The organism is Mycobacterium sp. 012931 (genome assembly GCF_000419295.1).
GTDB classification, from domain to species: domain Bacteria; phylum Actinomycetota; class Actinomycetes; order Mycobacteriales; family Mycobacteriaceae; genus Mycobacterium; species Mycobacterium marinum.
The window spans coordinates 1,754,720-1,777,133 of the sequence record NZ_AOPX01000001.1 but is presented as its reverse complement, the minus strand read 5'-3'; the positions used below and the strand labels follow the sequence as shown (position 1 = coordinate 1,777,133).

Here is a 22,414-nt window from a genome sequence, read left to right as displayed (position 1 = left end):
CGAGCAGCAGCATCGTTGCACCTCGGCGGCAGCACCTCGCCCCGGCCCACAAAGCGGCAAAGTCGCATTGTCATCTTTGGGCCCGAATTCCAGCCTACGCCAACCGGGGCGGCCATTCCTTCTGCCGCCACTTTGCAGGCATCATTTCCACTTTCAGAGCCGGATTCTTGCCATTTCTAACCCGCGACTGGTCGCCATTCCCAAAAGACGGTGTCGCTCAGTCGCGTCCTACGCAGCGAAATCCAATATGGCTCATGCCCGTATCGATCGGCTGTGGGCGGCGAGCGGCCGGCCGGTAGCGACGGCAATAGCTGTCGGCACACAGGAACGAGCCGCCCTTGACGACCTTGCGCGGCACCCGGAACTGGGGTTGTTGGGGGTCATAGCTATCGGCCTCGGCGGCGGGCCGGGCCGAGGGGGTGTCGGTGTACCAGTCCACGGTCCATTCCCAGACGTTGCCGGCCATATCGAATAGGCCATAGCCGTTGGGCTCGAAACTGCCCACCGGGCTGGTGCGCCCGTAGCCGGGTTCGGGTCGCCACGGGAAGTCGCCATGCCAGAAGTTCGCCAACCGCTGCCCCGGCCGCTCCGATTCTTCACCCCAGGTATAGGCCGCACCGGTCAGCCCGCCGCGGGCGGCGACTTCCCATTCGGCCTCGCTGGGCAGCGCCAGCCCCGCCCATCCGGCGTAGGCGTGCGCGTCCTCGTAGGCGACGTGCACCACCGGATGATCGGCCCGTTTGGCGATCGACGAATGCGGGCCCGCGGGATGGCGCCAAGAGGCGCCGGGAGTCCACGTCCACCACAAGCTGAGGTGGCGCAGGTCGACGGGGCCAGCGGTGCGGGTGAACACCATGGAGCCCGGTTGCAGGTTCTCCGGCGGCGCGCCCGGATAGTCCGCCGGGTCCAGCGGTCGCTCGGCGACGGTGAGATAACCTGTAGCGTCGACGAATTCGGCGAATTGAGTATTGGTCACCTGGTGCACTTGGATCCGGAAGGCGTTGACGTCGACCTGTCGCAGCGGGCTCTCCTCGGGGTAGTGCGCCTCGGACCCCAGCACAGCGGTCTGGGCGGCGATCCGGATCAGATCGTCAGTCACCGAAGACGGTCGCCCAGTCATTTTTGATGCTGGACACCACCCAGCCCGACGCGGCGGCCTGGTCGAGTGCCCGTTCGGCCCCTGCGGTGTAATCGAATTCGCGCTCCGCGTCATCGTGGCGAACCAGCAGCCGCAGCGCGGATCCGCCAGGTGTGTCGGCAAATTCGAGCATTTCGATATCCCCGTTGGAGTTGCCGGCAGCGAAAATCGGACGGCGCCCGATTCGGCTCCATAACCGCACCGGTTTCATCGGACCGTCGTCGAGGAATTCCGGCTGCGCGGTGGTGAACAGGCTGCCGTCGCGATAGATCAGCCCCACCGAGCTGCCCACCACCCGCTCCGGCGGAATGTCGTAGAGCGCACCGGTGATCGGGCGCATGAAGTCCCGGCAACCTCCGGAGACGATGTAGTTGGTGAATCCGTTGCCGGCCAGGTACTGCAGTAACTCCACCATCGGCAGGTACCTGCATTCCCGATAGGGACGGCCCAGAGTCGGGTGTGTCGCCTCGGCGAAGAATGCCCGCACCCGGCTGGCGTGTTCCTCGACAGTAATCGCCTCATGCGCGGAAAGTATTGCCCCAACAAGAGGTTTCAGGTCGGTGTCATCACCTTGGTAATGCTTGGTGACGGCGTCACCGATCCAGCGCAGGTCATCCTCGTACACCGCCTTGTAGGGCTGGCGCTCCCGCAACGACGGGTCAGCCGCAACCTGCTCGGCGAACCGGCGGACCAGGAAGTCCAGCTGGATATACATCGGCTTCTCACACCACAGTGTCCCGTCGTTGTCGAACACCGCGATACGTGCCTCGGGCTCCACCTCAGCGACGGTCTGATCGACAAAATCGACGATCGCCGCCTTGGTGGGGCCGTCGTTCCAATGCTCGAGCATCTAGTCCTTTACGATCGCCTGCAGCTTCTCCACGGCCTGATCGATCGTGAAGCTGGCCGGTGGATGCCGCGGCGGAAACTCCTTGAATGTCTCGAGGAACTGCGTGCATATCGCGGTGCCGTAGAAGGCGATGAAATCGTGGTCGAGGAACCAGTCGTAGTAGGTGTTGGATGTAATGTCAGCCCGCTCAAAAGGATCGGTGCGAAGATTGAAGATCTTGGGCACCCGCAGCGGAACGAATGGTTCGGCCCAGACCTGCAGCGTCCCCTGGCAGCGCTGTTCTTGGAAGACGATCTTCCAGTTGTGGAAACGGATACCCAGCACATCGCAGTCTTCGGAGAAGTAGATGAACCCCTGGCGCGGACTCTCTTCGACCTCACCGGTCAGATACGGCAGCAGGTTGAAGGCATCGAGGTGGACCTTGAACTCCTTGTCGTCTCCCCTGACGCTGATCTTGTGGCCCTTCTTCAACTTTTCGATGATGTCGGACTCGCCGGCGGCCGCCAAGAAGGTGGGCAACCAGTCGTGTTGCTGGATGATCTCGTTGGAGACCACGCCCGCGGAGATCTTGCCCGGCCAGCGAATCATCTCCGGAATGCGGAATGCGCCTTCCCAGTTGGTGTTCTTCTCACTGCGGAAGGGGGTTGTTGCGCCGTCGGGCCAGGTGTTGGCGTGTGGGCCGTTGTCGGTGCTGTAGATGACGATGGTGTCCTGCGCGATGCCCAGTCCGTCCAGCGCATCAAGGAGCTGACCGACGTTTCGGTCGTGGTCGATCATGATGTCGTGGTAGGGCGACTGCCACACCCCGGCCTGGCCCACGCTTTCCGGCTTGGTGTGAGTGCGCAGGTGCATGTGGGTCATGTTCATCCACACAAAGAACGGCGTGTCCGCCGCGGCCTGCCGTTTGATGAAATCCACACAGGCCTCGGTGGTTTCGTCATCGATGGTCTCCATGCGCTGTTTGGTCAGCGGGCCGGTGTCCACGATGCGTTGCTTGCCCACCGGCCCGTATTTCGGGTCGTCGGGCTCGTCGGAAACCTCCTCGGTGGCCCAGCACCGGAGAACGCCGCGCGGCCGGTTCAACTCGGCTAGCACCGGAAATCGATCGCTTTTGGGATAGTCCGGCAGCTCTGGCTCTTCCTCGGCATTGAGGTGGTAGAGGTTTCCGAAGAATTCGTCGAACCCGTGCACGGTCGGCAGGTGCTTGTTGCGGTCGCCGAGGTGATTCTTGCCGAACTGCCCGGTGGCATAGCCAAGTGGTTTGAGCAGGTCGGCGATGGTCGGGTCCTGGCCCGACCAGCCGATGTCGGAGCCCGGCATTCCGACCTTGCTCATGCCGGTGCGGTACACGCTCTGCCCACTGATAAACGCCGCACGGCCTGCGGTGCAGCTCTGCTCCCCGTAGGCGTCGGTGAACCGCATGCCTTCGTTGGCGATCCGATCGATGTGCGGCGTGCGATATCCCATCAAACCGTCGCTGTAGCAGCTGAGATTGGTGATGCCGATGTCGTCGCCCCAAATGACAAGGATGTTGGGTTTTCCGTTGGACATGAATCGCAGCCTACGTAAATCCGTGGCGCAATGGCACCCCTCGGGGGCGTGTCGACACGGGTCGGCTCACCCGTCGTGCCCGAGGCCGACGAGCGCCCCCCGCGGCGACAGATCAGCCAGACAGCTCGGGTGCGGCCCGGCCGGTGATCAGCGGCAAGTCGAAGAAGCTTTGGATGCCCGCCGGTGCCGCGCAGGTCGCCGGGACGGCGTTGACGCAGTGCGCCGCCGTGGCGACGATTCCCGGGTTGCTCTGCAAACCCGCGGCCACACTGTCGGGCTGCCATCCCTTGATGGTGACAAAGGCGTCGGGATGTCCGCGCACCTCGATCTCGTAGCGCTCCCCGGCGGGGCCGAAAGACCATGGAGGGTCTAGGTTTTCCTCACCCATCAGCCAGTTCACGGTGATCTCGACGACCGCCGTGTCGCCAACCACGGCCTCCCAGTGGAAGCGGCGCCCCGCCACCTGGCCCGGCTCGATCACTCCGATCGGCGATTCGATCGGCGCGGTTGCCACCGCCACCTCTTGCGAGGTGCGGATCTGCGGGTCGGCGGCAAAGCCGAGGCGGTCCACGCAGAGCCGGACCGACTGCATGAAGCCGCCGTCGAGCAGCTTTTGCATCGGCCCGGTCAGCGCACTGTCCGGGGTGCCCCCGAAACCCATCACATAGCGCAGCACGTCCGGCGCACCGTAGGTGCGTAAGTCGGAAAACTCCTCGGAGCGAACGAAAGTCACGCCGGTGGACATCACCGACAGCAACAGCGGGAACAGTTCGGTGGCCGCGCCCGGGCCGATGCCGGCACCGTGCAGCGTGGCGTTGCCGGACTGCGCAGCGACTTCGAGTGGGGCAGCTTCCTTTTCGGTCGGGTAGAACCAGCCCAGCGGCGTGACCACGTTCTTGCCCGAATGCAGCAGAGCCGCAACCTCATCGACGCTGGGCATCAGCGGCGCATAGATCACCGCGTCGGCGTCGAGTGCGAGAATCTCGTCGACGCTGTTGGTCGTGATCACGCCCAACGGCGGCGTCCCGATGATCTCACCGACGTCGACGCCGCTCTTGGCCTCCGAGTACACCCAGCAGCCGACGAGTTCGAGTTCGGGATGCTCGAGAACACCGTTGATTGCGGCAACACCGACCGACCCGGTTGCCCACTGCACGACTCGCAGGCCCATGACCCCACCTTCCTCGCGCTTCGTTGCGCTGGCTCGCTGCCTCTGGCGAGCAGACACAGAATCGCACGATTGGCGCCGAGGCTATGCGAGTCTGTGTCTGCTCGCGCTCAGTTGTGCACCTCGGTGACCTGGTAGACGCCCTCCGCATAACCGGCCCTGATGGTCTTCTTGTCGTACTTACCCACACTGGTGCGCGGAACCTGATCGGCAAATGCCCACCGTTCGGGCAGCCACCATCGAACAACCCGGTCCGCAAGGAACTTTCGCAACTCCGCGGCGCTGACCGTGGCCCCCTCGCGGCGAACCACGACGGCCAGCGGCCGCTCCTGCCAGCGCTCGTCGGGGACGCCCACCACCGCGGCCTCGACCACATCGGGATGAGCGATCAGACAGTTCTCCAACTCCACCGAGGAGATCCATTCCCCGCCGGACTTGATGACATCCTTGGCCCGGTCGGTCAACGTGATGAAGCCCAGCTCATCGATGCGCCCGACATCGCCGGTGCGCAGCCAGCCGGAATCGAACTTGGACTGGTCATAGCCCAGGTAGTAGGCGCCGGTGATCCACGGGCCGCGGACCTCTACCTCACCCACGGCCTGGCCGTCGTTGGGCAGCGCCTCGCCGTTGTCGTCGACGATCCTGGTTTCCACGCCGCACACCGGCTGGCCCTGCGTGGACCGGATCGCCCAGTGCCGGTCCGGCGGGGTTCCCGGCGGCGGCCAGGCCATGGTGGCCAACGGCGACGTTTCCGTCATCCCCCACAACTGCCGGATTTGGACGCCGTACTTTTCTTCGAACGTCCGCATCAGCGATTCCGGAACCGCCGAGCCACCGCAGGCCACCAGCCCCAACGAGGACACGTCGTGGCCGGGATTTTTCTCCAGGTAGTGCATGACGTCGTTCCAGATGGTCGGCACCGCGCCGGCCCGGGTGGGGCGCAGGTTCTCCACCATGTGGACCAGCGACCTGGCGTCGAGATGGCGGTCGGGTAGCACCAGATCCGCGCCGGCCATCAGTGCGGCGTAGGGCAGCCCCCAGGCGTTGGCATGAAACATCGGCACGATCGGCAGCACCCGATCGCTGGATCCCACGCCGATACCGTTTGCGGTACAGGTCGCCATCGAGTGCAAAAAGCTTGAACGATGGCTGTATACAACACCTTTCGGGTGTCCGGTGGTACCGCTGGTGTAACACATGGCGGCGGCGGAGTTCTCGTCGATGTGCGGCCAATCGAACTCGGTCGATTGGCCGTCGAGCAGCTCGTCGTAGCGCAGCACGGTCTTGCCCGACTCTTCCAGCGCCGCGGTGTCCCCCTCCCCGACCGCGATCACCGTGTGCACGGTGTCGAGGTTGGGCAGCACTGGAGCCAGCAGGTTGGTCAAGGACAGGTCGACCAGGACCACCTGGTCTTCGGCCTCGTTGGCGACGTAGGCGATCTGCTCGGCGAACAGTCGGATATTGAGGGTGTGCAGTACCGCCCCCATCGACGGCACCGCCAGGTAGGTCACCAGGTGTTCGGCGTTGTTCCACATGAACGTGGCCACCCGCTGGTCACCGGAAATGCCCAGTCCGCGCAGCGCGTTTGCCAGTTGGGCGGCACGCTGTCCGACTTCGCGATAGGTGGTCTGACGGTAGGCGTCACCGGTCGCGGTGATCACCTGCCGCGACCCGTGAACGCCACAGCCGTGGCGCATGATCGCGGTGATCGTCAGAGGAAAATCCTGCATCGTGCTGTACATCGATGTACCGCCTTACGGGTCCCGGCGCAGCACCGCCTCGTGTCGGCCTCCGGCGAATGCTATCGCCGAGCACCACCATAAGAAACGGGCTCCCCCGCAGAACCGCGTCCAGTAGGGGGCGCTAGGCCAGCGCCGCCTCGAACTGCAGCAGCTCAGGCATGACCCAATCGGCCGACAGACCCTGGCACAGGGCGTTGTCGATGGCTGACACGCCCAGATCAACCAACGTCATGGTGACCGTTCCGGAATAGTCAGCGACGTACAGGCGGTCGCCGCCCGGGCTTTCGATCGCGGCGGACGGCTGGTTGACCCGGACGGTGCCGATGACATCCTGCGAGCGCGCGCTGAGCACGGTGACACGGTCCTCGCTCACCAGGTAGGCACGCTCGCCGTTGCCGCCGATGGAAAGCCGGGTGATCAGACCGCCGATCTCCTCGATCTTGCGGGTGCCGGTGATCTTGCGGGTGCGGGTGTCGACAACGTCGATCACCGCGCCGAAGTCGGCGCCGCAACTGGCGACGTAGGCGGTGGTGCCGTCGGGGCTGATCGCGACATCACGAACCGAAGAGCCGATCTCAATCGTGTCGATGATGCGCAGATCGCGCGGGAACTGCTGCACGACAGATCCGGCCACGCCCTGGCCATTCCTGCCCCGCGAGCGTGCGCGTCCGCCCCGGACCGGATTGAGTTCGGACTCCGCATGCGTTGCCACGACGATGGGCTGACCGCCGGACGGTCCGTTGGCGCCGACGTAACCGCGGTTGCCGTCGGCGCTGACGCGGACACATTCGGTGGTGAGGCCAGGCTTGGGAGCGATGTCGACCACATCGACGCGGCCCGTTGCGGTGTCAAGAACAGCGATGTCGGCACCGCGAGCGCCGTTACGGCTGGCGTAGACGTACTTTCCATCCGAGCTGGCCGCCAGGTCACTGACGCTGAGCGCCAGCGGGTGGGTGGAGACGACGGCATTGGTAGCGACATCGATGACGGCAATGGCGTCATACGCCGTCGAAACGGTGCTCACGTAGGCGCGGTTGGCGGCTGGGCCGCCCGCGGTGACCGCGAAAGCCTCATCGAGGCCGGTGATGGTCTCCACCACCCGGCAGGTGTCGGTGTCGATCACCGACACGCTGTTGTCGCCGTAGTTGGTCACCATCAGGCGACTGCCGTCGGGACTGATGCCGATGTCACCGATGGGCCCGTTGGCCACCGCAATCTCGACGGAGGTCGGGAAATCGGGTGCGGTACCCAACTCGAAGACCTGGACATCCCCGCCATCGCGATCATTCCAGCCGGTCTGCTGGCCGTTCACGTCGCTCACGTTGGCACCGCCTTTGCTGTTTTGAAAACTCCATGCGGGCGCCGCATATCGCGACAACCCTGTGCGATCCTCGCCGCCCGATCCAAACCGGATTTCAGCACCAAAAAGGCGCTGATCGACTGCTTTCGCCCGAGTCTAGCTCCTTAATTCTGGGTAAATAGATTTCAATTTTATTGCTGTTACCTATGCCACTCGGCCGCCTCAGCCGGCGCTCAGAATGCAATTCTGAATCATTTACACAGGGAATTCGCAGCAAACGTCCAAGGATAGCTTGATCTGCCCTTTTGGCACGTGTCGCCAACAGTCCAAATGCGCTGGTCGCGGACGTCAAATAAGAATCTCTTATATTCCAACACCGGGAGAAGCAAATCTCACACCGTGCCTATGCTCAAACCTAGCCAAAGTGCGTACGGGGCCGGGATAGGTTGACACCGTCGACGCTAATGTCAAGTTTTTCGTTGTAAAACGCCACCAACCCGGCGATTGCGGCGACGGCGGGCAACGGGTAGTGGTAGGTCCACGCCAGGTCCGGATGCACGCTGTCGCCCACCCGCACCGACCAATAGCCGGTGGTCGTCCCCTTGTAGGGGCACAACGTCTGGGTCGCGCTCGGTTCCAGATGCTCGAAGGCGACGTCGGTTGGATCGATGTAGTACCTGGTGGGCAGTCCGGTCTCGAACAGCAGCACGGGAGCGCCGGTATCGGCAAGCACGACACCGTCGAGTTCGACCCGGACATGTCGTTGCGAGCGCAGCGCGTCGACGCGCGAGTAGGGATTGCGCGGATGGCCATAGATCTGTTCGTCTTCCTCGAACCACCGCAGCACGTCCCAGTCGAACCGCACGGTGCCCGCTACCGGACTCGCACCGTCGGCGTCGAACACCCGCGCGGCCGACGGGTGGGTCTGCGTCGCCCCGGAGCCCAGGGCTCCGGCGTTCCCTGCCCCGGAGCCGACGACGGAGTACAGATGCGAGGCACCCAACTGGACCCGCTGCGCATGGTTCTCGTCCCTGAGGAACTCCGCTCGGACGTCGGCCAATGGCACGTAGTACGCGGGGTAGTACGGCACTTCCCACACGTAGCGAGCCTGTGTGGTGTCGAAGACCAGTTCGTGGCCCAGATAGCCGCGCACCCGGCGCGGCGCTGGCTCGATCCGTCCGCGGGCGGCCGCCATCTGGGGATAGTCGCGGTCTCCCATGTCGCTTGTCATGAGTTGTCCTTGATCATCGCAACGCTCCTTGCCTGCGGAGGACTCGACGCATCCGACCCATTCAACCTACGACGCCATAACCCCCGCGAACCCCCACAAACCCCAATGTGGGCTCCGCTCCGATCGATTACTGTGCTACTCGTGGCGTTTCGCAGGTACAGCCCGCGGCGCGGACGACGGTTGCGACTCGATGAGGCGCTGCTGGAGCGCGTCCTGATGACCCGGGTGGGCTACGTCGTCATGCTCCGCGTTGCCCCACCCATCGACAAGGCGCTGATCCCACGGACCGGCGGCCGGCTGAGCTTCGGGGGCTTGAACAAAGTAGGCCTGCTCACCTCGACGGGCGCCAAGTCCGGCCAGCCCCGGGTGCATCCCCTGGCGTTGATCGAGGACTCCGACGGACTGTTGGCCATCGGGTCCAACTACGGGCGTCCCAACCATCCCGCGTGGAGTGCCAACTTGCTGGCACACCCCGAGTGCACGGTGCAGTTCAAAGGGCCGCCCGGGCCGTACCGGGCCGAACTGCTCACCGGCGATGCGCGCGCGGCGGCGTGGGCCAGCGCCACGGACTTCTACGCCGGCTACGAGGGTTATCGCAGCAGCTGCGCGCCCCGCGAGATCCGGGTTTTTCGCCTTCGCCCGGTGGCGGGCTGAGCGCTCCGGTCCACCGCGCTCAACCGACCCTGATGGAGACCGTCACCGATTCGGTTTTCGCCGGCAGCTGGGTCGTGTCGACGATGAGAATCTCGCCATTGTCTTGGGAGCCGTTGGGCAACATCTTGGGCTCGAGCCGCATGGGCGGCGTGTCCGAGGCCAACCCAGCCAGCCCGAAATCGCTGTCATTTGCCATGATCAGCGTCTTGCCGCCGTCCGGGGTGATCAGGCCTTCGATCTTGTCGTGCCCGAAGAAGTCACCGTTGGGACTCAGCGTGCGCACCAGGGCTCCGAGATCGAGTTTGAGGGTCTTGGACGCCACCGTGATGCCGGCGGCCTTGAGCTTGGCGACGGCGTCGGCGTCGGTGCTGACGCCCACCGCGGTTTCGATCGGAACACCGTCGATGAGCAAGCCGCCGGCGTCCGCCTGATACACCGCACCGGGCACCGTCGAGCGGGGTCCGACGTCGGTGGCGTCGGCGGTATCCACCAGGTAGATCTTCTTGTTTCCCTGGGCGCCGGCTCGTTGTCGCGCTCGTCGACCAGGAACGTGGTGGCGCTCAGCGCGGTGATATCGGAGACAGCGACCTTCGTCTGCTGGGGATTTTCCAGCGGATACAGGTATTCGTGGACGTTTCTGGGGTCAATGAGGTTGACGGTCACGATGCGCACGATCGGGACCGACTTGGCCGGGCCGGCCAGCTCGGGCGTCTGGATGGCCGACTGCATGATCCCCACCAGCGTGGAGCCGTCCGGGGTGATGGTTAGACCCTCGATGCCGCGGTTGGGGCTGCGCAGTGACAGCTCCCGGGGCAGTGTCCCGTCAAACGGTGAAAAGCGTTCCAGCTCTTTGCCGTTGTCGTCGAAGTGGATGAGGTAGGGACCGTACTCGTCGGATACCCAGAAGCTGCCGTCGTACATGGCGACCAGACCCTCGGGGTCCACGCCGTAATCGGAAGGCGGCAGCGGCGTTGCGTTGAGGTCTACCAGGGCCTCCCCGGTATTCGCCTGCGGGGACACCAGTCCGAGCATCGGACGTCCGGCCGGACCGTGCAGCGTGATGATTCGCTCCACCGTTGCCACGCCATCGGCGAGTTTGAGCTTGGCGATGTGCGGATGGAATTCGGGTACCGGGAGCACCTTTTCATTCGGGGTACGCCCGTCGACGTTGGGACCGCGGTCGGTGATGCCATAGATTTCATCAGCACTGCCCGGCACCGCGGCGATTCCCGATCCGTGTGCGCTGGCCTTGATCGCGACGCTGCCGACGGTGGCCAGCGGCAGTTGGTCCTCGGCGAAGAGCTTGACCGCGTGGCTGACCGTGACGGCGAGTTCATCGGTACCGGTGAAGCCCGGGTCGGGGGTGTAGATCATGGCACCGTTTTCGCCGTAGGCGATGCGGCCGTGCGCGGGTTTGCCGAACGCCACCGGTGTCACGCCGTGGGTGGCCGCCAACATCCGGCCCGGTGAGATCGCCAACGCTGTGCCGGTTGCGGTACTCAAGTCCATGTTGCCCGCGTACGCGGCGGTGGGATCTGAGGTGCTCGACGAGCAGGCTGTCAGCGCAATCGACAACCCAACCGTCGCTACCCATCGTCTCGCCATAAATGCCATACGCATGATTTAGCAGGAAAAGTTGTAGTGCGGGTGTACGGAAGCCGGCGCTAGCGCCGCTTGTCACTCACTTTATAGGTTGAGGGCCAGGATTTGCGCGCCTCGTCGCCGGTCAGGGGTGTCCCCATCCCGCCGACCTTCACGTTGTAGGCCTCCTTACCCGGACCGACTTCCCGGTTGGCGTGTTCTTGGGCAAGGTAGTACAGCTCGTCGATGGTCGCTTCGTCGTAAGCGACGAACGAGGTCTCCCGGACAACGTCGTCGATGCCGGCAAGCATCCGGGTGGGCAGCAACTGAGAAGCCAGCGCCGCCAAACCCAGCAGCGACACCGGAATGACCCATTAGCACATGAACGACACCGGGGTCTTGGTGTCAAGGATGGTGGCGTCACTTTCCACGACCGGCGGAACCAGTGATGAGAGCGTCATACCGGCGAACGCGGCAACCCAGATCCAGGTCAGGATCATCGTCATTCGCTTGAACAACTCGGTGTTGACCACGTCGGAGGGCAATTCGGCGGCCGCGTATTCGCGCACAAGCGGTTTGCCCATCAGCAATCCGAGAACAGCGACCAGGAAGATGCCGAAGTTACTCACCGCCACGATCCATCGCGCCAGAAACGCCTCGCTGAGTGCGAATGTCAGCACGGTCAGCACGGAAACTGTTGCGACAGAACCTATTTCGACGGTGCGACCGGGCCTTTGAGCGGAGCGCCCTACCGCCAGCACCGCCAGGGCAATCAACAGTGCGACCGCGACCGCCGTCTCGAAAGGGACATTGCCGACCAACACCCAGTAGACCAGCCACGGCGAAAACCCGAAGAGCATACCCACGATGGCCCAGTGTATGGCCGCACGAGCGCACCACCGCGGTGCGCCGCCGCGCGCGACACGGGGAAGTTACCGGCGGCTCAGACAAACACCGACACCGCGTCGGGCGGGGACGCGACAATCGCCGGCAGCACGAAGGTCCGGACATAGCGACGGACCGTCGCAGGGTCATCCGACCCCGGTATCACGTTCATCAGCAGCGAAAGCGCTACCCCGAGGACGTATCGCCCGACATCACCGGGCTCCAAGCCCACTCGCAACCGGTCCCGGAATAGGACGAACACCTGCTCGTAGAGGCCGGCCACCTTCCCACACAACACCGGGGAGTTGGCCAGCAAACTGGCGACGCCGTGCTCGGCTCCCATGGACAGCAACTCGAGCAGGGGATCACGACTGACCACCGTGGTCACAAAAACCAATGACTCGGTGATCAGGGCGGCAACGTCGTCCGTGGGCATCAGGTCATCAACCACTCGTGCGACATAGCGATCCATCACCTGAACCGCAACCGCGACCACCAACTCATCACGCCCACCGAAATGCCGATAGAGCACAGCGCGTGAGACGCCCGCCCGCTTGGCAACCTCCGCCATGGTGATATCCAGACCATTTTCGGCAAAGCAACGCTCGGCCGTTTGCACCAGCAGACGACGCGCCTGCTCCGGGGTATTGCCGCCCCCCGCGGGCCGGCCGCGTCGCCGCACGCCGGATTCTCCGGCTGGAATTTTAGTTGACATCGATTACAGTATGTCTATTATTTGGTAGATGGCTATCCCGTCCACAACGGCACGGTACGGGCAGATGCGGACCGGTGTTCGCGCACTGGGCCACGTGTTCGGCCTTCGGTTCAATCACGACCAGGTATTCGAAGCCGTGATCGCCTTCGGCTACCCGACCCTGCAGCGCGAGTTCGACAAACTCGCCCGACTCCCGCAGGGACGCCGGCTGCTCGAGACAAAGCCCGACCTGATGGCGCGACTCGGTGACGACGACTACCTGGCTACGTTGCCGCCGGGCTCACTCGGCGCCGCCTATCGCGATTTCCTGCGTCAACACCGCCTCGATGCGGGGGTACTCGATGCCCGCGACGTCATCGAGCCGGTCATCGAACGCAATGGCTGGGACCCCGACTTCGGCTACATGATCAAGCGGGGCACCGTCTTGCATGACATGTTCCACGTGCTGGGCGGCTACGGACCCGACCTGGGCGGCGAGATCGGCAACCTGGGCCTGCATCACGGCCAGCTTGGAAAGTGCCGAACCACAGCGATTTTCGGATTCATCGCGTGCGCGGTGGTACGCGGCGGCTCATGGCGGCGCAAACGCGAGTTCTGGCGCCAGGCGGTAGCACGCGGGCGGGCCGCGCAGAACCTGATGGCGGCCCCGTACGAAGAGCTCCTGGACCGACCGCTGGCCGAGGTCCGCGCGGCGCTGGGCATCGCGGCATCGGAGAGCGCACATCCGGCCGGCCACTTCTTCACCAGATGGCAGCTACCTACCGGCACCGCCTCCGCCCCCTTCGATCCCTGGGACTATCAGACCGCGGCGGTCGGCGCCGCGCGCCATTGATCGATTCGCAACCCCAACCGGTAAGCCTCCGCTAGCCGCACCGGGGTGCAAGCCCCTGCTCACCAGCATTTTTTGGACAACCCGGAGACGGCTGGGGCCAGCCAATGCCGCGGCCCCGCCCGCGCCGTTTCCGGGTCCCTTCCTGTCCGCTTGACAGCGGCCGCGCCAGACCTCATCATGTTGCGCATTACAAACCTTGTTTCGTATTACGGAACATAGTGCAAGTGGGTGGCGCTATGGGACCGAAGCTCGTCATCGTGGGTGCCGGCATCGTTGGGGCTTCGCTCGCCGACGAGCTGACCGCCCGGGGGGCATCGATGTCACGGTGGTCGACCGCGGGCCCTTGTTCACCACCGGCGGATCCACGTCGCATGCCCCCGGCCTGGTGTTTGCGACCAACCCGTCGAAAACCATGAGCGCATTCGCTCGCTACACCGTGGACAAATTCTCCGGACTGCACCATCGCGATGGGGCGGTGTTCAACCGGGTGGGCGGGCTCGAGGTCGCCACCACCGCCGAGCGCTGGGCGGACCTGCATCGCAAGGCGGGTTGGGCGCAGGCCTGGGGAGTGCCGGGGCGGCTGGTCGGCCCGGACCAGTGCGTCGAGCTGCACCCGCTGTTGGACCGCGCGGGAATCCTGGGCGGCTTTCACACCCCGAGCGACGGCCTGGCCTCGGCCCGTACGCGCGGTCGAAGCGCAAGCTCGGCGGGCGATCGCGCGGGGCGCGGTCTTCCTGGCCGAGACCGAGGTGCAGCAGGTGGCCGATCACAACGGCCGGGTCACCGGAGTCCACACGAGTCGCGGTGTCATCGAGGCCGACATCGTGGTCTGCGCGGCGGGATTCTGGGGCGCACAGCTGGCCAAACAGGTGGGCCTGGTGCTGCCGCTGGTGCCGATGGCGCACCAGTACGCCAAGACCGGCCAGGTCGCACCGCTGGTCGGGCGCAACACCGAAGACGCCCCGGCGAGCCTGCCGATCCTGCGCCACCAAGACGCCGACCTTTATTTTCGCGAACACGTCGACCGCCTTGGCATCGGCTCCTACGGGCACCAGCCGATGCCCGTGGACATGTCCACGTTGCTGGCCGACACCGCCGGTGAACCGATGCCCTCGATGCTCCCTTTCACCGAGGAGGACTTCGAACCGGCCTGGCGTGACTGCGTGCGACTGCTGCCTGCGCTCGGGGACACCAAGGTTGACGAGGGCTTCAACGGCATCTTCTCGTTCACGCCCGACGGGTATTCGCTGCTCGGCGAGCACCGGGAGTTGGGCGGGTTCTGGGTTGCCGAGGCGGTGTGGGTGACCCATTCGGCCGGGGTGGCCAAAGCGGTCGCGGAGTGGATCGTCGACGGCACCCCGTCGATCGACGTGCACGAATGCGACCTGTACCGGTTCGAGGACTTTGCGCGCAGCCCACGATTCATCGACGAGACCTGCGCGCAGGCCTTCGTCGAGGTCTACGACATCGTTCATCCCCACCAGTACCGCAGCGCGCTGCGCGGCCTGCGCACCAGCCCATTCCACCACCGCCAGCGCGAACTGGGCGCCTACTTCTACGAGGGCGGTGGCTGGGAGCGACCCGCATGGTTTCAAGCCAATGCCGAGCTGGTTCGGGAGCTCGCCGGCCGCAATGTGGCGTTTCCCGAGCGTGACGACTGGGCGGCACGCTACTGGTCGCCCATCGCGATCGCCGAGGCGCAGTGGACGCGTGAACGCGTCGCCCTCTACGACATGACACCGCTGACCCGCTACGAAGTCAGCGGTGCCGGTGCGGTCGACCTGCTGCAGCGGCTGACTACCAACGACATCGACAAGGGCGTCGGATCGGTCACCTACACCTTGATGCCCGATGAGACGGGCGGCGTCCGCAGCGATCTCACCGTCGCCCGACTCGGCACGGCCCGTTTTCAGGTCGGCGCCAATGGGCCCCAGGACTTCGACTGGCTGAGTCGTCATCTGCCCCAAGACGGCAGCGTCACGCTGCGCGATATCACCGGAGGCACCTGCTGCATCGGGGTGTGGGGGCCGGCCGCGCGGGACCTCGTGCAGCCGTTGTGCCGAGACGATCTGTCACACCAAGCGTTCCCGTACTTCCGGTTGCTACAGACCTATCTGGAGGCCATCCCGGTCACCATGCTGCGGGTGTCTTATGTCGGCGAGCTGGGCTGGGAGATCTATACCGAAGCCAGCTACGGCGGCGCCCTGTGGGACCTGTTGTGGGCGGCTGGCGCCGGCCACCAGGCCATTGCCGCCGGACGCATCGCGTTCAACAGCCTGCGCATGGAGAAGGGCTACCGCGCGTGGGGCACCGACATGACCGCCGAGCACCGCCCGGATGAGGCCGGCCTGGGCTTCGCGGTTCGGATGTCCAAAGACTTCATCGGCAAGGCCGCGCTGGTGGACGCCGCTGCGCGAAAGGTACTGCAGTGCATTGTCTTCGACGATCCCGCCGCGGCGGCACTGGGCAAGGAGCCGGTGTTTGCCGGCGATGTCTGCATTGGATTCGTGACCAGTGCCGGGTATTCGCCCACGATTGGCCGCACCATCGCCTACGCCTGGCTGCCGGCCGAATCGTCGATTGGTGACACCGTCACCGTCGACCACCGCGGCCGGCGCTACCCGGCGAGCGTCCACCAGCAACCGGCGGTCGATCCAGGGTCCACCCGGATACGGAGGTAACTCGTCATGGCGACAACGGGTTACGACGTGATTGTGATCGGACTGGGCGGCATGGGAAGCGCGGCCGCCTATCATCTGGCCGCCCGGGGCCGCCGAGTGCTCGGCCTGGAGCGTCATCAACCGGCCCACGACAAGGGATCCAGCCACGGCGGCTCCCGGATCATCCGCCAGTCCTACTTCGAGGATCCCGGTTACGTGCCACTGCTGCTGCGGTCCTATGAGCTGTGGGAGAGGCTGGCCATCGATGCCCAGAGCGACATCTACCGACTCACCGGCGGCCTGTTCATCGGACCGCCGGACTGCGCGACCGTAGCCGGCAGCCTGCGGGCCAGCCGCGAGTGGAATCTGCCGCACGAGGTGCTCGACGCCCCGCAGATCGCGGCCCGCTTCCCGAATTTCACCCCGCAGCCCACAGACATCGCGCTCTACGAAGCCAAGGCGGGTTTGGCTCGCCCTGAACTGACGGTGCGTGCACACCTGGAGCTGGCAAAGCGATCGGGGGCAACACTGCAATTCGAGGAGCCGGTGCTGAACTGGACCACGACCACCAGCGGCGTGCGGGTCACCACCGGCCGCGGCACCTACACCGCCGAACAGCTGGTGGTCTGCCCCGGCGCCTGGGCACCGGAGCTGCTGAGCCAATTGGGCATTCCGATCACGGTGCAACGCCAGGTGATGTACTGGCTGGACCCGGTTGGCGGCACGGCCGGGTTCCGGGATCACCCGATCTTCATCGCCGAGAATGATTCCGGCGCAAAGATTTACGGCTTCCCCGCCATCGACGGACCACGCGGCGGGGTCAAGGTCGCGTTCTTCCGCAAAGGGATCGCCTGCACCCCGGACACCATCGACCGGGTGGTTGGGCCGCAGGAGATCCACGAGATGATCACCCGGGTCGGCGAATTATTGCCGGCGCTCGCCGGCACCTGCCTGCAAGCGGCGACCTGCATGTACTCCAACACACCCGATCAGCATTTCGTCATCGCACGACATCCGTACTGTCCTGCGGTGACCGTGGCCTGTGGATTCTCCGGGCACGGCATCAAGTTCGTGCCGGTTGTCGGCGAGATTCTTGCCGACCTGGTGACCGAGGGCGCTACCAGCCAACCGATTTCGCTGTTCGACCCACAGAGGCTGGTGACCGTATGACCGCTGTCCGGCAACCCTCGGCCTTGCTGCCCACCCTGGGCGGGGCCTACTACACCAGTGCCGCCGTGTTTGCCGCCGAGCAACAGCACGTGTTCGAAAGCATGTGGTTTTGCGTCGTGCGCGCGGCCGACCTGAACGAGCCCGGGCAATTCAAGGCCGTACAGGTGGGACGCGAAAGCGTGCTGCTGGTGCGGGGCGGGATCGACGGCTGCGCGCCTTTCTCAACATCTGCCGGCATCGAGGTGCGCTGCTGTGCACCGAGCCCGAGGGACAGGTGCGCCGGAATCTGCGCTGCCCCTATCACTCCTGGACCTACGGATTGGACGGCACCCTGATCGCCGCCCCCAATATCGCGGAACTGACCGACACCGACGGAGCGAGCATCGACCGGCACCGCTATGGCCTGGTCGCGGTGGCATTGCGGGAGTGGCTGGGCTATGCGTGGGTCTGCCTGGCCGAGGATCCGCCGTCGTTCGAAGACGACGTCGTCGGGTCGGTCACGGCGCGACTCGGCGACGTGAGCGCCATAGACACCTACCGGATCGAGGCGTTGCAGGTCGGGCGGCGTGTCAGCTACGACGTCGCGGCGAACTGGAAGTTGATCGTCGAGAACTTCATGGAGTGCTACCACTGCGCCACCATCCACCCCGAGCTGACCAGAGTGATACCGGAATTCGCACGCGGCCAGGCGGCTCAGCGATCGGTGGGACGCGGCGCCGAATTCGGCTCGGCGGTAGCAGGTTTCACCGTGGACGGCCGGGCAGGCTTCACCGCCCTACCCGGAATCAGGCCGGAGCAGGACCGACGCTACTTCGCCATCACCGTCAAACCGACGGTGTTCATCAACCTGGTCCCCGATCACGCGATCATCCACCGGATGTTCCCGATCGCCGCCGACCGAACCATCGTCGAATGTGACTGGCTCTAAGCCCCCGAGGTGGCCGCGGGCGGCGACATTGCGCACTCGGTTGAACTGTTCCATCGCGTCAACGAGCAGGACTTCGACGCCTGCCAGCGGACCCAGCCCGCGATGTCGTCACGCGCCTACCGCACCGGCGGTGTGCGGGTTCCCGCCGAGCACCACATCGCCGAATTCCATCAGTGGGTGGTCGCACGCATCGGCATCCCCGCGGTGTCGGGGTAACCGAGGTGCCCGTGAGCAGCGGTATATCATCGATGATCATGGGGACAGGCAACGACGGCGGTGCCTCCGAGTCAGACCCTGCCCCCGCCGTTCAATCGGTCGACCGTGCCCTGCTGGTGCTCGAACTGTTGGCGGACATGGGCAAAGCGGGGGTGACCGAGGTCGCCGATGAGCTCGGGGTACACAAATCAACCGCGTCGCGGCTGATCACCGCGCTGGAAGCACGCGGCTACGTCGAACAGCTCTCCGATCGCGGCAAGTACCAGCTCGGAATCGGGGTGTCGCGACTGGCCCGCGCCCGCAGCGGTCACTCGGACCTGGTGAAGCTGAGCCAGGACGCGTGCGACAAGCTGGCGGCGGACTTGGGTGAAACGGCCAACCTGGCAATCCTCGACGAAAACCGCGCCGTCAACATCGTCGAGGCGGTAAGCAGCGCCGAAATCGCACTGCAAACCTGGGTGGGCCAGAGCTGCCCAGTGCACGCCACCTCGTCCGGCAAGGTGTTGCTGGCCGGTCTGGAGGCAGATGAGGTACGCCACCGGGTCGGCGCGACATTGGACAGCTTCACCGAGAACACCATCGTCACCATCGATGCGTTGGAGGCCCAACTCGCGGCCACCCGCGCGGCCGGCTGGGCCAGCGCACGTGAGGAGCTCGAAATCGGCCTCAATGCGGTCGCCGCGCCGGTCTACGACAGCACCGGACGGGTTGCCGCGGCGCTGAGCGTCTCCGGACCGGCCTACCGGCTACCGGCCGCCGACTTCGAAGAGGTCGCCCAACAGACCATCGCCGCGGCTGACGCGGTGAGTCGAGGGCTGGGCTGGACGGACCGCATCTCCTGACACCGAGGCCGCCGCTCACGGGCGGTGACAGGTAGCTTCCAGGGCTTTCGCGGCTTCCAAGGTTTCTTCATGAATCCCGGAAGGCCCCGGGTGGATCTTTTTCTCACGGAACCCACCGCGCCGCCGAGGCGGCCGACGAGAAGCCCACGAGGAAAGGAGCTCATCGTGTCGAAGACCTTCATGAACCGAGTCGCCACCGCAGCGCGTACCGCCACCGCGGCGGCCTTCATCGGCGCCGCCGCGGCCGGGGCGTTCGCCGCCCCCGCGCTGGCCAGCCCCGCTCCCCAGACCGAATCCACCGGCGCGCTGTACGGCCACCCAGACACGGCCGCTCAGTACTGGCAGATGCAGCACCTGCCCGACAACTGCGTGCTGATGTCGGTCGCCGACGTGGTCGGCGAAGTAACTGGAAAGCTGCCGTCCGAGGAGCAGATCGTTCGCCTGGCCGAAAGCACGCCGAGTTCGATGCATCCCGGGTCGATCTACATCCGCCCCACCCCCACCCAAACCTGGGGCACCGACCCCAGCGATGTGGTGGTCCTGCTGGCCCAGTTCGGCATCAAGGGTGCCATCACCAATGCCTCCACCGAAGAGCAAACCGGTGTTCCCACCGGACTTTCGGCGATCGAGCGCTACCTCGGCGATGGCCACAAGGTGATCGCCACCGTCAACGTCGAAACCATCTGGGACAACCCGGACGGCGACCACAGCGCCCCGGACCACTCCCTGGTCATCACCGGCGTGGACACCCGCACCGGCGTCGTGCACCTCAACGACCCCGCCTATCCGTCGGGCGCCGACAAGCAGGTGCCGATCGACACCTTCATGCAGGCCTGGCAGGCCAGCGACTACCAGATGGTGGTAACGGTCAACGACAACTAGAACGTGGTCGTGACAGGATCTCGCCAAACCGAAATCGATTTAGCTCCAGCAGCTCTGACGGCACCGTCGCGGCGCACGTCAGTCTTTGACGCAGTCCATGATGACCAGGAAAGGATTGTCGAGTAGGTAGTCCCAGTAGTCGCCCTCCTCACCCGCTTCGGGCGCAGGCTCCAGATCGGGAATGTGGACGGCGAAGTCGTGGAAACCGGCGTGCCGGAACGCGCGGGCATAGGCCTCGATCGGCAGGTAGTAGTTCCGGACTCGCAGTCTGGAATCGGCGAGATTGACCGTGATGTCGATCGGCGCGCCGTCGTAGACGTGATCGGCCAGTTGCAGCTCGAATCCATACTTACGGTAGTCGGGCCGAAACGAATACACCCCCGGATTGGTGTTCACGGTGACGAACCGGCCGCCCGGCTTGACCCGGCACGCCAGGCCGCGACACATCTGCGCGAGCTCCGCCCGGTTTTGCGCGTACACCAGCAGCCACGCACTCACAACCACGTCGTAATCCTGTTGCGCAACGGTCGAACGGGCGTCCGCCACGACGTAGTCGATGCCCAACGGCTGCTGCTTTTCCTGCGCGCGGGCCAGGGCGATCATCCGTTCGGAGATGTCGAGTCCGACCACCTGCCCGGCGCCGGCGCGGCGCAACAAGCGGGTGAAATGCCCTTCGCCGCACGCGACGTCCAGCACCTTCTTGCCGCTGACGTCACCGATGTGCTTGAGAAAGGAGTAGGTCTCGATGCGTTCTCGCCAAGGCTGCGTCTTCGCCTGTTGATACTGCTCGGCGATGTGCCCCTGGTTGTAGTCGATTGCCACACCGGCCGCCTTTCCCCAAGCAGCAACCCGATCCCGCTATCGCGCAGCTCTACCTCCCAACCTAGCCCCGATCGGTGGATGCGGAAGGCGAGCGTAGCGAAACCTCGGCGCGGTATTCGGCGGGTGAGGACCCATGAATGGCCTTGAAGAGGCGGGAGAAATGCGATGCGTTGACCAGCCCCCAACGCGCGGCGATAGAGCTCACCGGCACCTCCCCAAGGCGGTGATCTTCCAGGTCGCGACGGCAATGTTCGATGCGGCGGTCTCGGATCCAGCCGGTGACTGTCTGACCCTGCGACTCGAACAGCTTCTGCAGGTACCGCACCGAAACATGATGCGCGGCAGCGATCGTTGAAACATCCAGACCCGGGTCACCGAGCCGACTTTCGATGAAGGCGCGAATCCGCAGCGCCAGGCCTCGCGTACCTCGAGCCACATTGCCGCCGGTCTCGTCGGAGAGTTGCGCGGCGAACGATGCCGCCAGCATGTCCAGCACCGCGTCGGCTAGATAGAGGGTGCCGGCGGTGTTCGCATCGTCGAGCCGGTTGCCCATCTCGGTCAGGAAGGCCGACACCGACGCTCCCAAGCCATCGCGCCCGTTCAGCCGCCGAGCCGTTAATCGCGTCAATTCGGCCGAGGACAGCCGCATCTGGTCGCGCGGAAACATGACGACCAGCGCCCGGTAGACACCGCTGAAAGCCAGGCTGTAGGGCCGGGTCGTGTCGTACACCGCGAAATCTCGCGGAGCCAACGTCTCTTCGTGGCCGTCCTGGGTCACAACGCACTTACCGTTCAGCGGCATCGCGACCTTGAGGTAGTCCGGGGCGCTGTGGTTTATCAGCTTGGCCGTGCGGCGCACCAGCACGTCACTTCCGACCCGGACATCGGACACTCGGACCGTGCCCAGACTCGCCGAGCGCACCTGGCCACGAAAAGTTCCGACGTCATCGACGCATAACGCAAGCGGCACGAATGTCTGGGAGATGGCGTGCTGGAAGGCTTCAAAACGTTCGTTTCGCCGTGCGGACGTGGCGGCACAGCGCTGGCCGGGTCGGCTGGGATTCACCATGGTGCCTCCAACTCGTCGGCGAGCCATCCCGGGTTTGGCCGCAACCTGCTCAGCCGACGTCATCGCGCGGTACGGCGCCCACCCCCGTGACGGATGCTGAGCACCTCATTCGACGGTACCTGCGCGGCGCCCGAAGCGGCGCTGCGCCGCGAGTTCACCCGAAGCATTCGCGCAAGCT

Annotated in this window: 15 protein-coding genes and 4 pseudogenes; 7 read left to right on the top strand and 12 right to left on the bottom strand. The window is 65.1% G+C overall.

Annotated elements, in window-relative coordinates; translation table 11 throughout:
- Positions 1-217: 217 nt before the first annotated feature.
- The 7 genes from MMSP_RS08070 to MMSP_RS08040 all read right to left on the bottom strand — a co-directional run bounded on the left by MMSP_RS08070 (position 218) and on the right by MMSP_RS08040 (position 8,968).
- Positions 218-1,099 carry a formylglycine-generating enzyme family protein gene (locus tag MMSP_RS08070; RefSeq protein WP_015356929.1) on the bottom strand — a complete coding sequence of 294 codons (882 nt, stop codon included), beginning with the start codon at positions 1,097-1,099 and terminating at the stop codon, positions 218-220.
- On the bottom strand, positions 1,092-1,988 hold the full coding sequence (locus MMSP_RS08065) for an HAD family phosphatase (RefSeq protein ID WP_020786217.1): 897 nt from the start codon (positions 1,986-1,988) through the stop codon (positions 1,092-1,094). Before MMSP_RS08065 ends, MMSP_RS08070 begins: the two co-directional genes overlap by 8 nt.
- Positions 1,989-3,539 carry an arylsulfatase gene (locus MMSP_RS08060; RefSeq protein ID WP_020786216.1) on the bottom strand — a complete coding sequence of 517 codons (1,551 nt, stop codon included), beginning with the start codon at positions 3,537-3,539 and terminating at the stop codon, positions 1,989-1,991. It abuts the gene before it with no gap.
- Between the two features lie 112 nt (positions 3,540-3,651).
- Positions 3,652-4,710: a hypothetical protein gene (locus MMSP_RS08055; RefSeq protein ID WP_020786215.1), complete on the bottom strand. Its 1,059-nt coding sequence runs from the start codon at positions 4,708-4,710 to the stop codon at positions 3,652-3,654.
- Between the two features lie 107 nt (positions 4,711-4,817).
- Positions 4,818-6,449, bottom strand: a complete 1,632-nt coding sequence (locus MMSP_RS08050) for a fatty acid--CoA ligase (RefSeq protein ID WP_015356932.1) — start codon at positions 6,447-6,449, stop codon at positions 4,818-4,820.
- A 121-nt stretch (positions 6,450-6,570) separates the two neighbouring features.
- The gene (locus MMSP_RS08045; protein ID WP_020786214.1) at positions 6,571-7,770 is read right to left on the bottom strand and encodes a YncE family protein; all 1,200 of its coding nucleotides are present in this window, start codon (positions 7,768-7,770) and stop codon (positions 6,571-6,573) included.
- A 394-nt stretch (positions 7,771-8,164) separates the two neighbouring features.
- Positions 8,165-8,968, bottom strand: coding sequence for a DUF427 domain-containing protein (locus tag MMSP_RS08040; protein WP_200861970.1), 804 nt, complete (start codon positions 8,966-8,968; stop codon positions 8,165-8,167).
- A gap of 153 nt (positions 8,969-9,121) precedes the next feature.
- On the opposite strand from MMSP_RS08040, the gene MMSP_RS08035 reads away from it, so the two are divergent.
- A complete protein-coding gene (locus tag MMSP_RS08035; RefSeq protein WP_020726365.1) occupies positions 9,122-9,634 on the top strand; it encodes a nitroreductase family deazaflavin-dependent oxidoreductase in 513 nt (170 codons plus the stop codon).
- A gap of 19 nt (positions 9,635-9,653) precedes the next feature.
- Here MMSP_RS08035 and MMSP_RS08030 read toward each other — a convergent pair.
- From MMSP_RS08030 to MMSP_RS08015, 3 genes and pseudogenes are all read right to left on the bottom strand, one after another.
- Positions 9,654-11,254: pseudogene (locus MMSP_RS08030) on the bottom strand (esterase-like activity of phytase family protein).
- Positions 11,255-11,298: 44 nt separating this feature from the next.
- Positions 11,299-12,081 (bottom strand): annotated as a pseudogene (locus MMSP_RS08020) (hypothetical protein).
- 77 nt (positions 12,082-12,158) lie between these two features.
- A complete protein-coding gene (locus tag MMSP_RS08015; RefSeq protein ID WP_231395651.1) occupies positions 12,159-12,815 on the bottom strand; it encodes a TetR/AcrR family transcriptional regulator in 657 nt (218 codons plus the stop codon).
- A 28-nt stretch (positions 12,816-12,843) separates the two neighbouring features.
- Here MMSP_RS08015 and MMSP_RS08010 point away from each other — a divergent pair, with 28 nt between their 5' ends.
- The 6 genes and pseudogenes from MMSP_RS08010 to MMSP_RS07985 all read left to right on the top strand — a co-directional run bounded on the left by MMSP_RS08010 (position 12,844) and on the right by MMSP_RS07985 (position 20,345).
- Positions 12,844-13,647, top strand: coding sequence for a ubiquinone biosynthesis protein COQ4 (locus tag MMSP_RS08010; protein ID WP_235065708.1), 804 nt, complete (start codon positions 12,844-12,846; stop codon positions 13,645-13,647).
- 236 nt (positions 13,648-13,883) lie between these two features.
- Positions 13,884-16,328 (top strand): annotated as a pseudogene (locus MMSP_RS08005) (FAD-dependent oxidoreductase).
- Positions 16,329-16,334: 6 nt separating this feature from the next.
- Complete coding sequence (solA, locus tag MMSP_RS08000) at positions 16,335-17,477, top strand: N-methyl-L-tryptophan oxidase (protein ID WP_020786204.1); 1,143 nt, start codon at positions 16,335-16,337, stop codon at positions 17,475-17,477.
- A pseudogene (locus tag MMSP_RS07995) lies at positions 17,474-18,621 on the top strand (aromatic ring-hydroxylating dioxygenase subunit alpha). The gene solA and the pseudogene MMSP_RS07995 overlap by 4 nt, the downstream one beginning before the upstream one ends.
- Positions 18,622-18,653: 32 nt before the next feature.
- Positions 18,654-19,463, top strand: coding sequence for an IclR family transcriptional regulator (locus tag MMSP_RS07990; protein WP_223161680.1), 810 nt, complete (start codon positions 18,654-18,656; stop codon positions 19,461-19,463).
- A gap of 165 nt (positions 19,464-19,628) precedes the next feature.
- Positions 19,629-20,345, top strand: a complete 717-nt coding sequence (locus MMSP_RS07985) for a C39 family peptidase (RefSeq protein WP_020786200.1) — start codon at positions 19,629-19,631, stop codon at positions 20,343-20,345.
- A gap of 78 nt (positions 20,346-20,423) precedes the next feature.
- On the opposite strand, the gene MMSP_RS07980 is transcribed toward MMSP_RS07985, so the two are convergent.
- Together MMSP_RS07980 and MMSP_RS07975 are read right to left on the bottom strand one after the other, a co-directional pair.
- Positions 20,424-21,167 (bottom strand): class I SAM-dependent methyltransferase, encoded by a 744-nt coding sequence (locus tag MMSP_RS07980; protein ID WP_020786199.1) that lies wholly within the window; start codon positions 21,165-21,167, stop codon positions 20,424-20,426.
- 61 nt (positions 21,168-21,228) lie between these two features.
- Positions 21,229-22,299, bottom strand: a complete 1,071-nt coding sequence (locus MMSP_RS07975) for a helix-turn-helix domain-containing protein (RefSeq protein WP_020786198.1) — start codon at positions 22,297-22,299, stop codon at positions 21,229-21,231.
- Between the last annotated feature and the right edge of the window lie 115 nt (positions 22,300-22,414).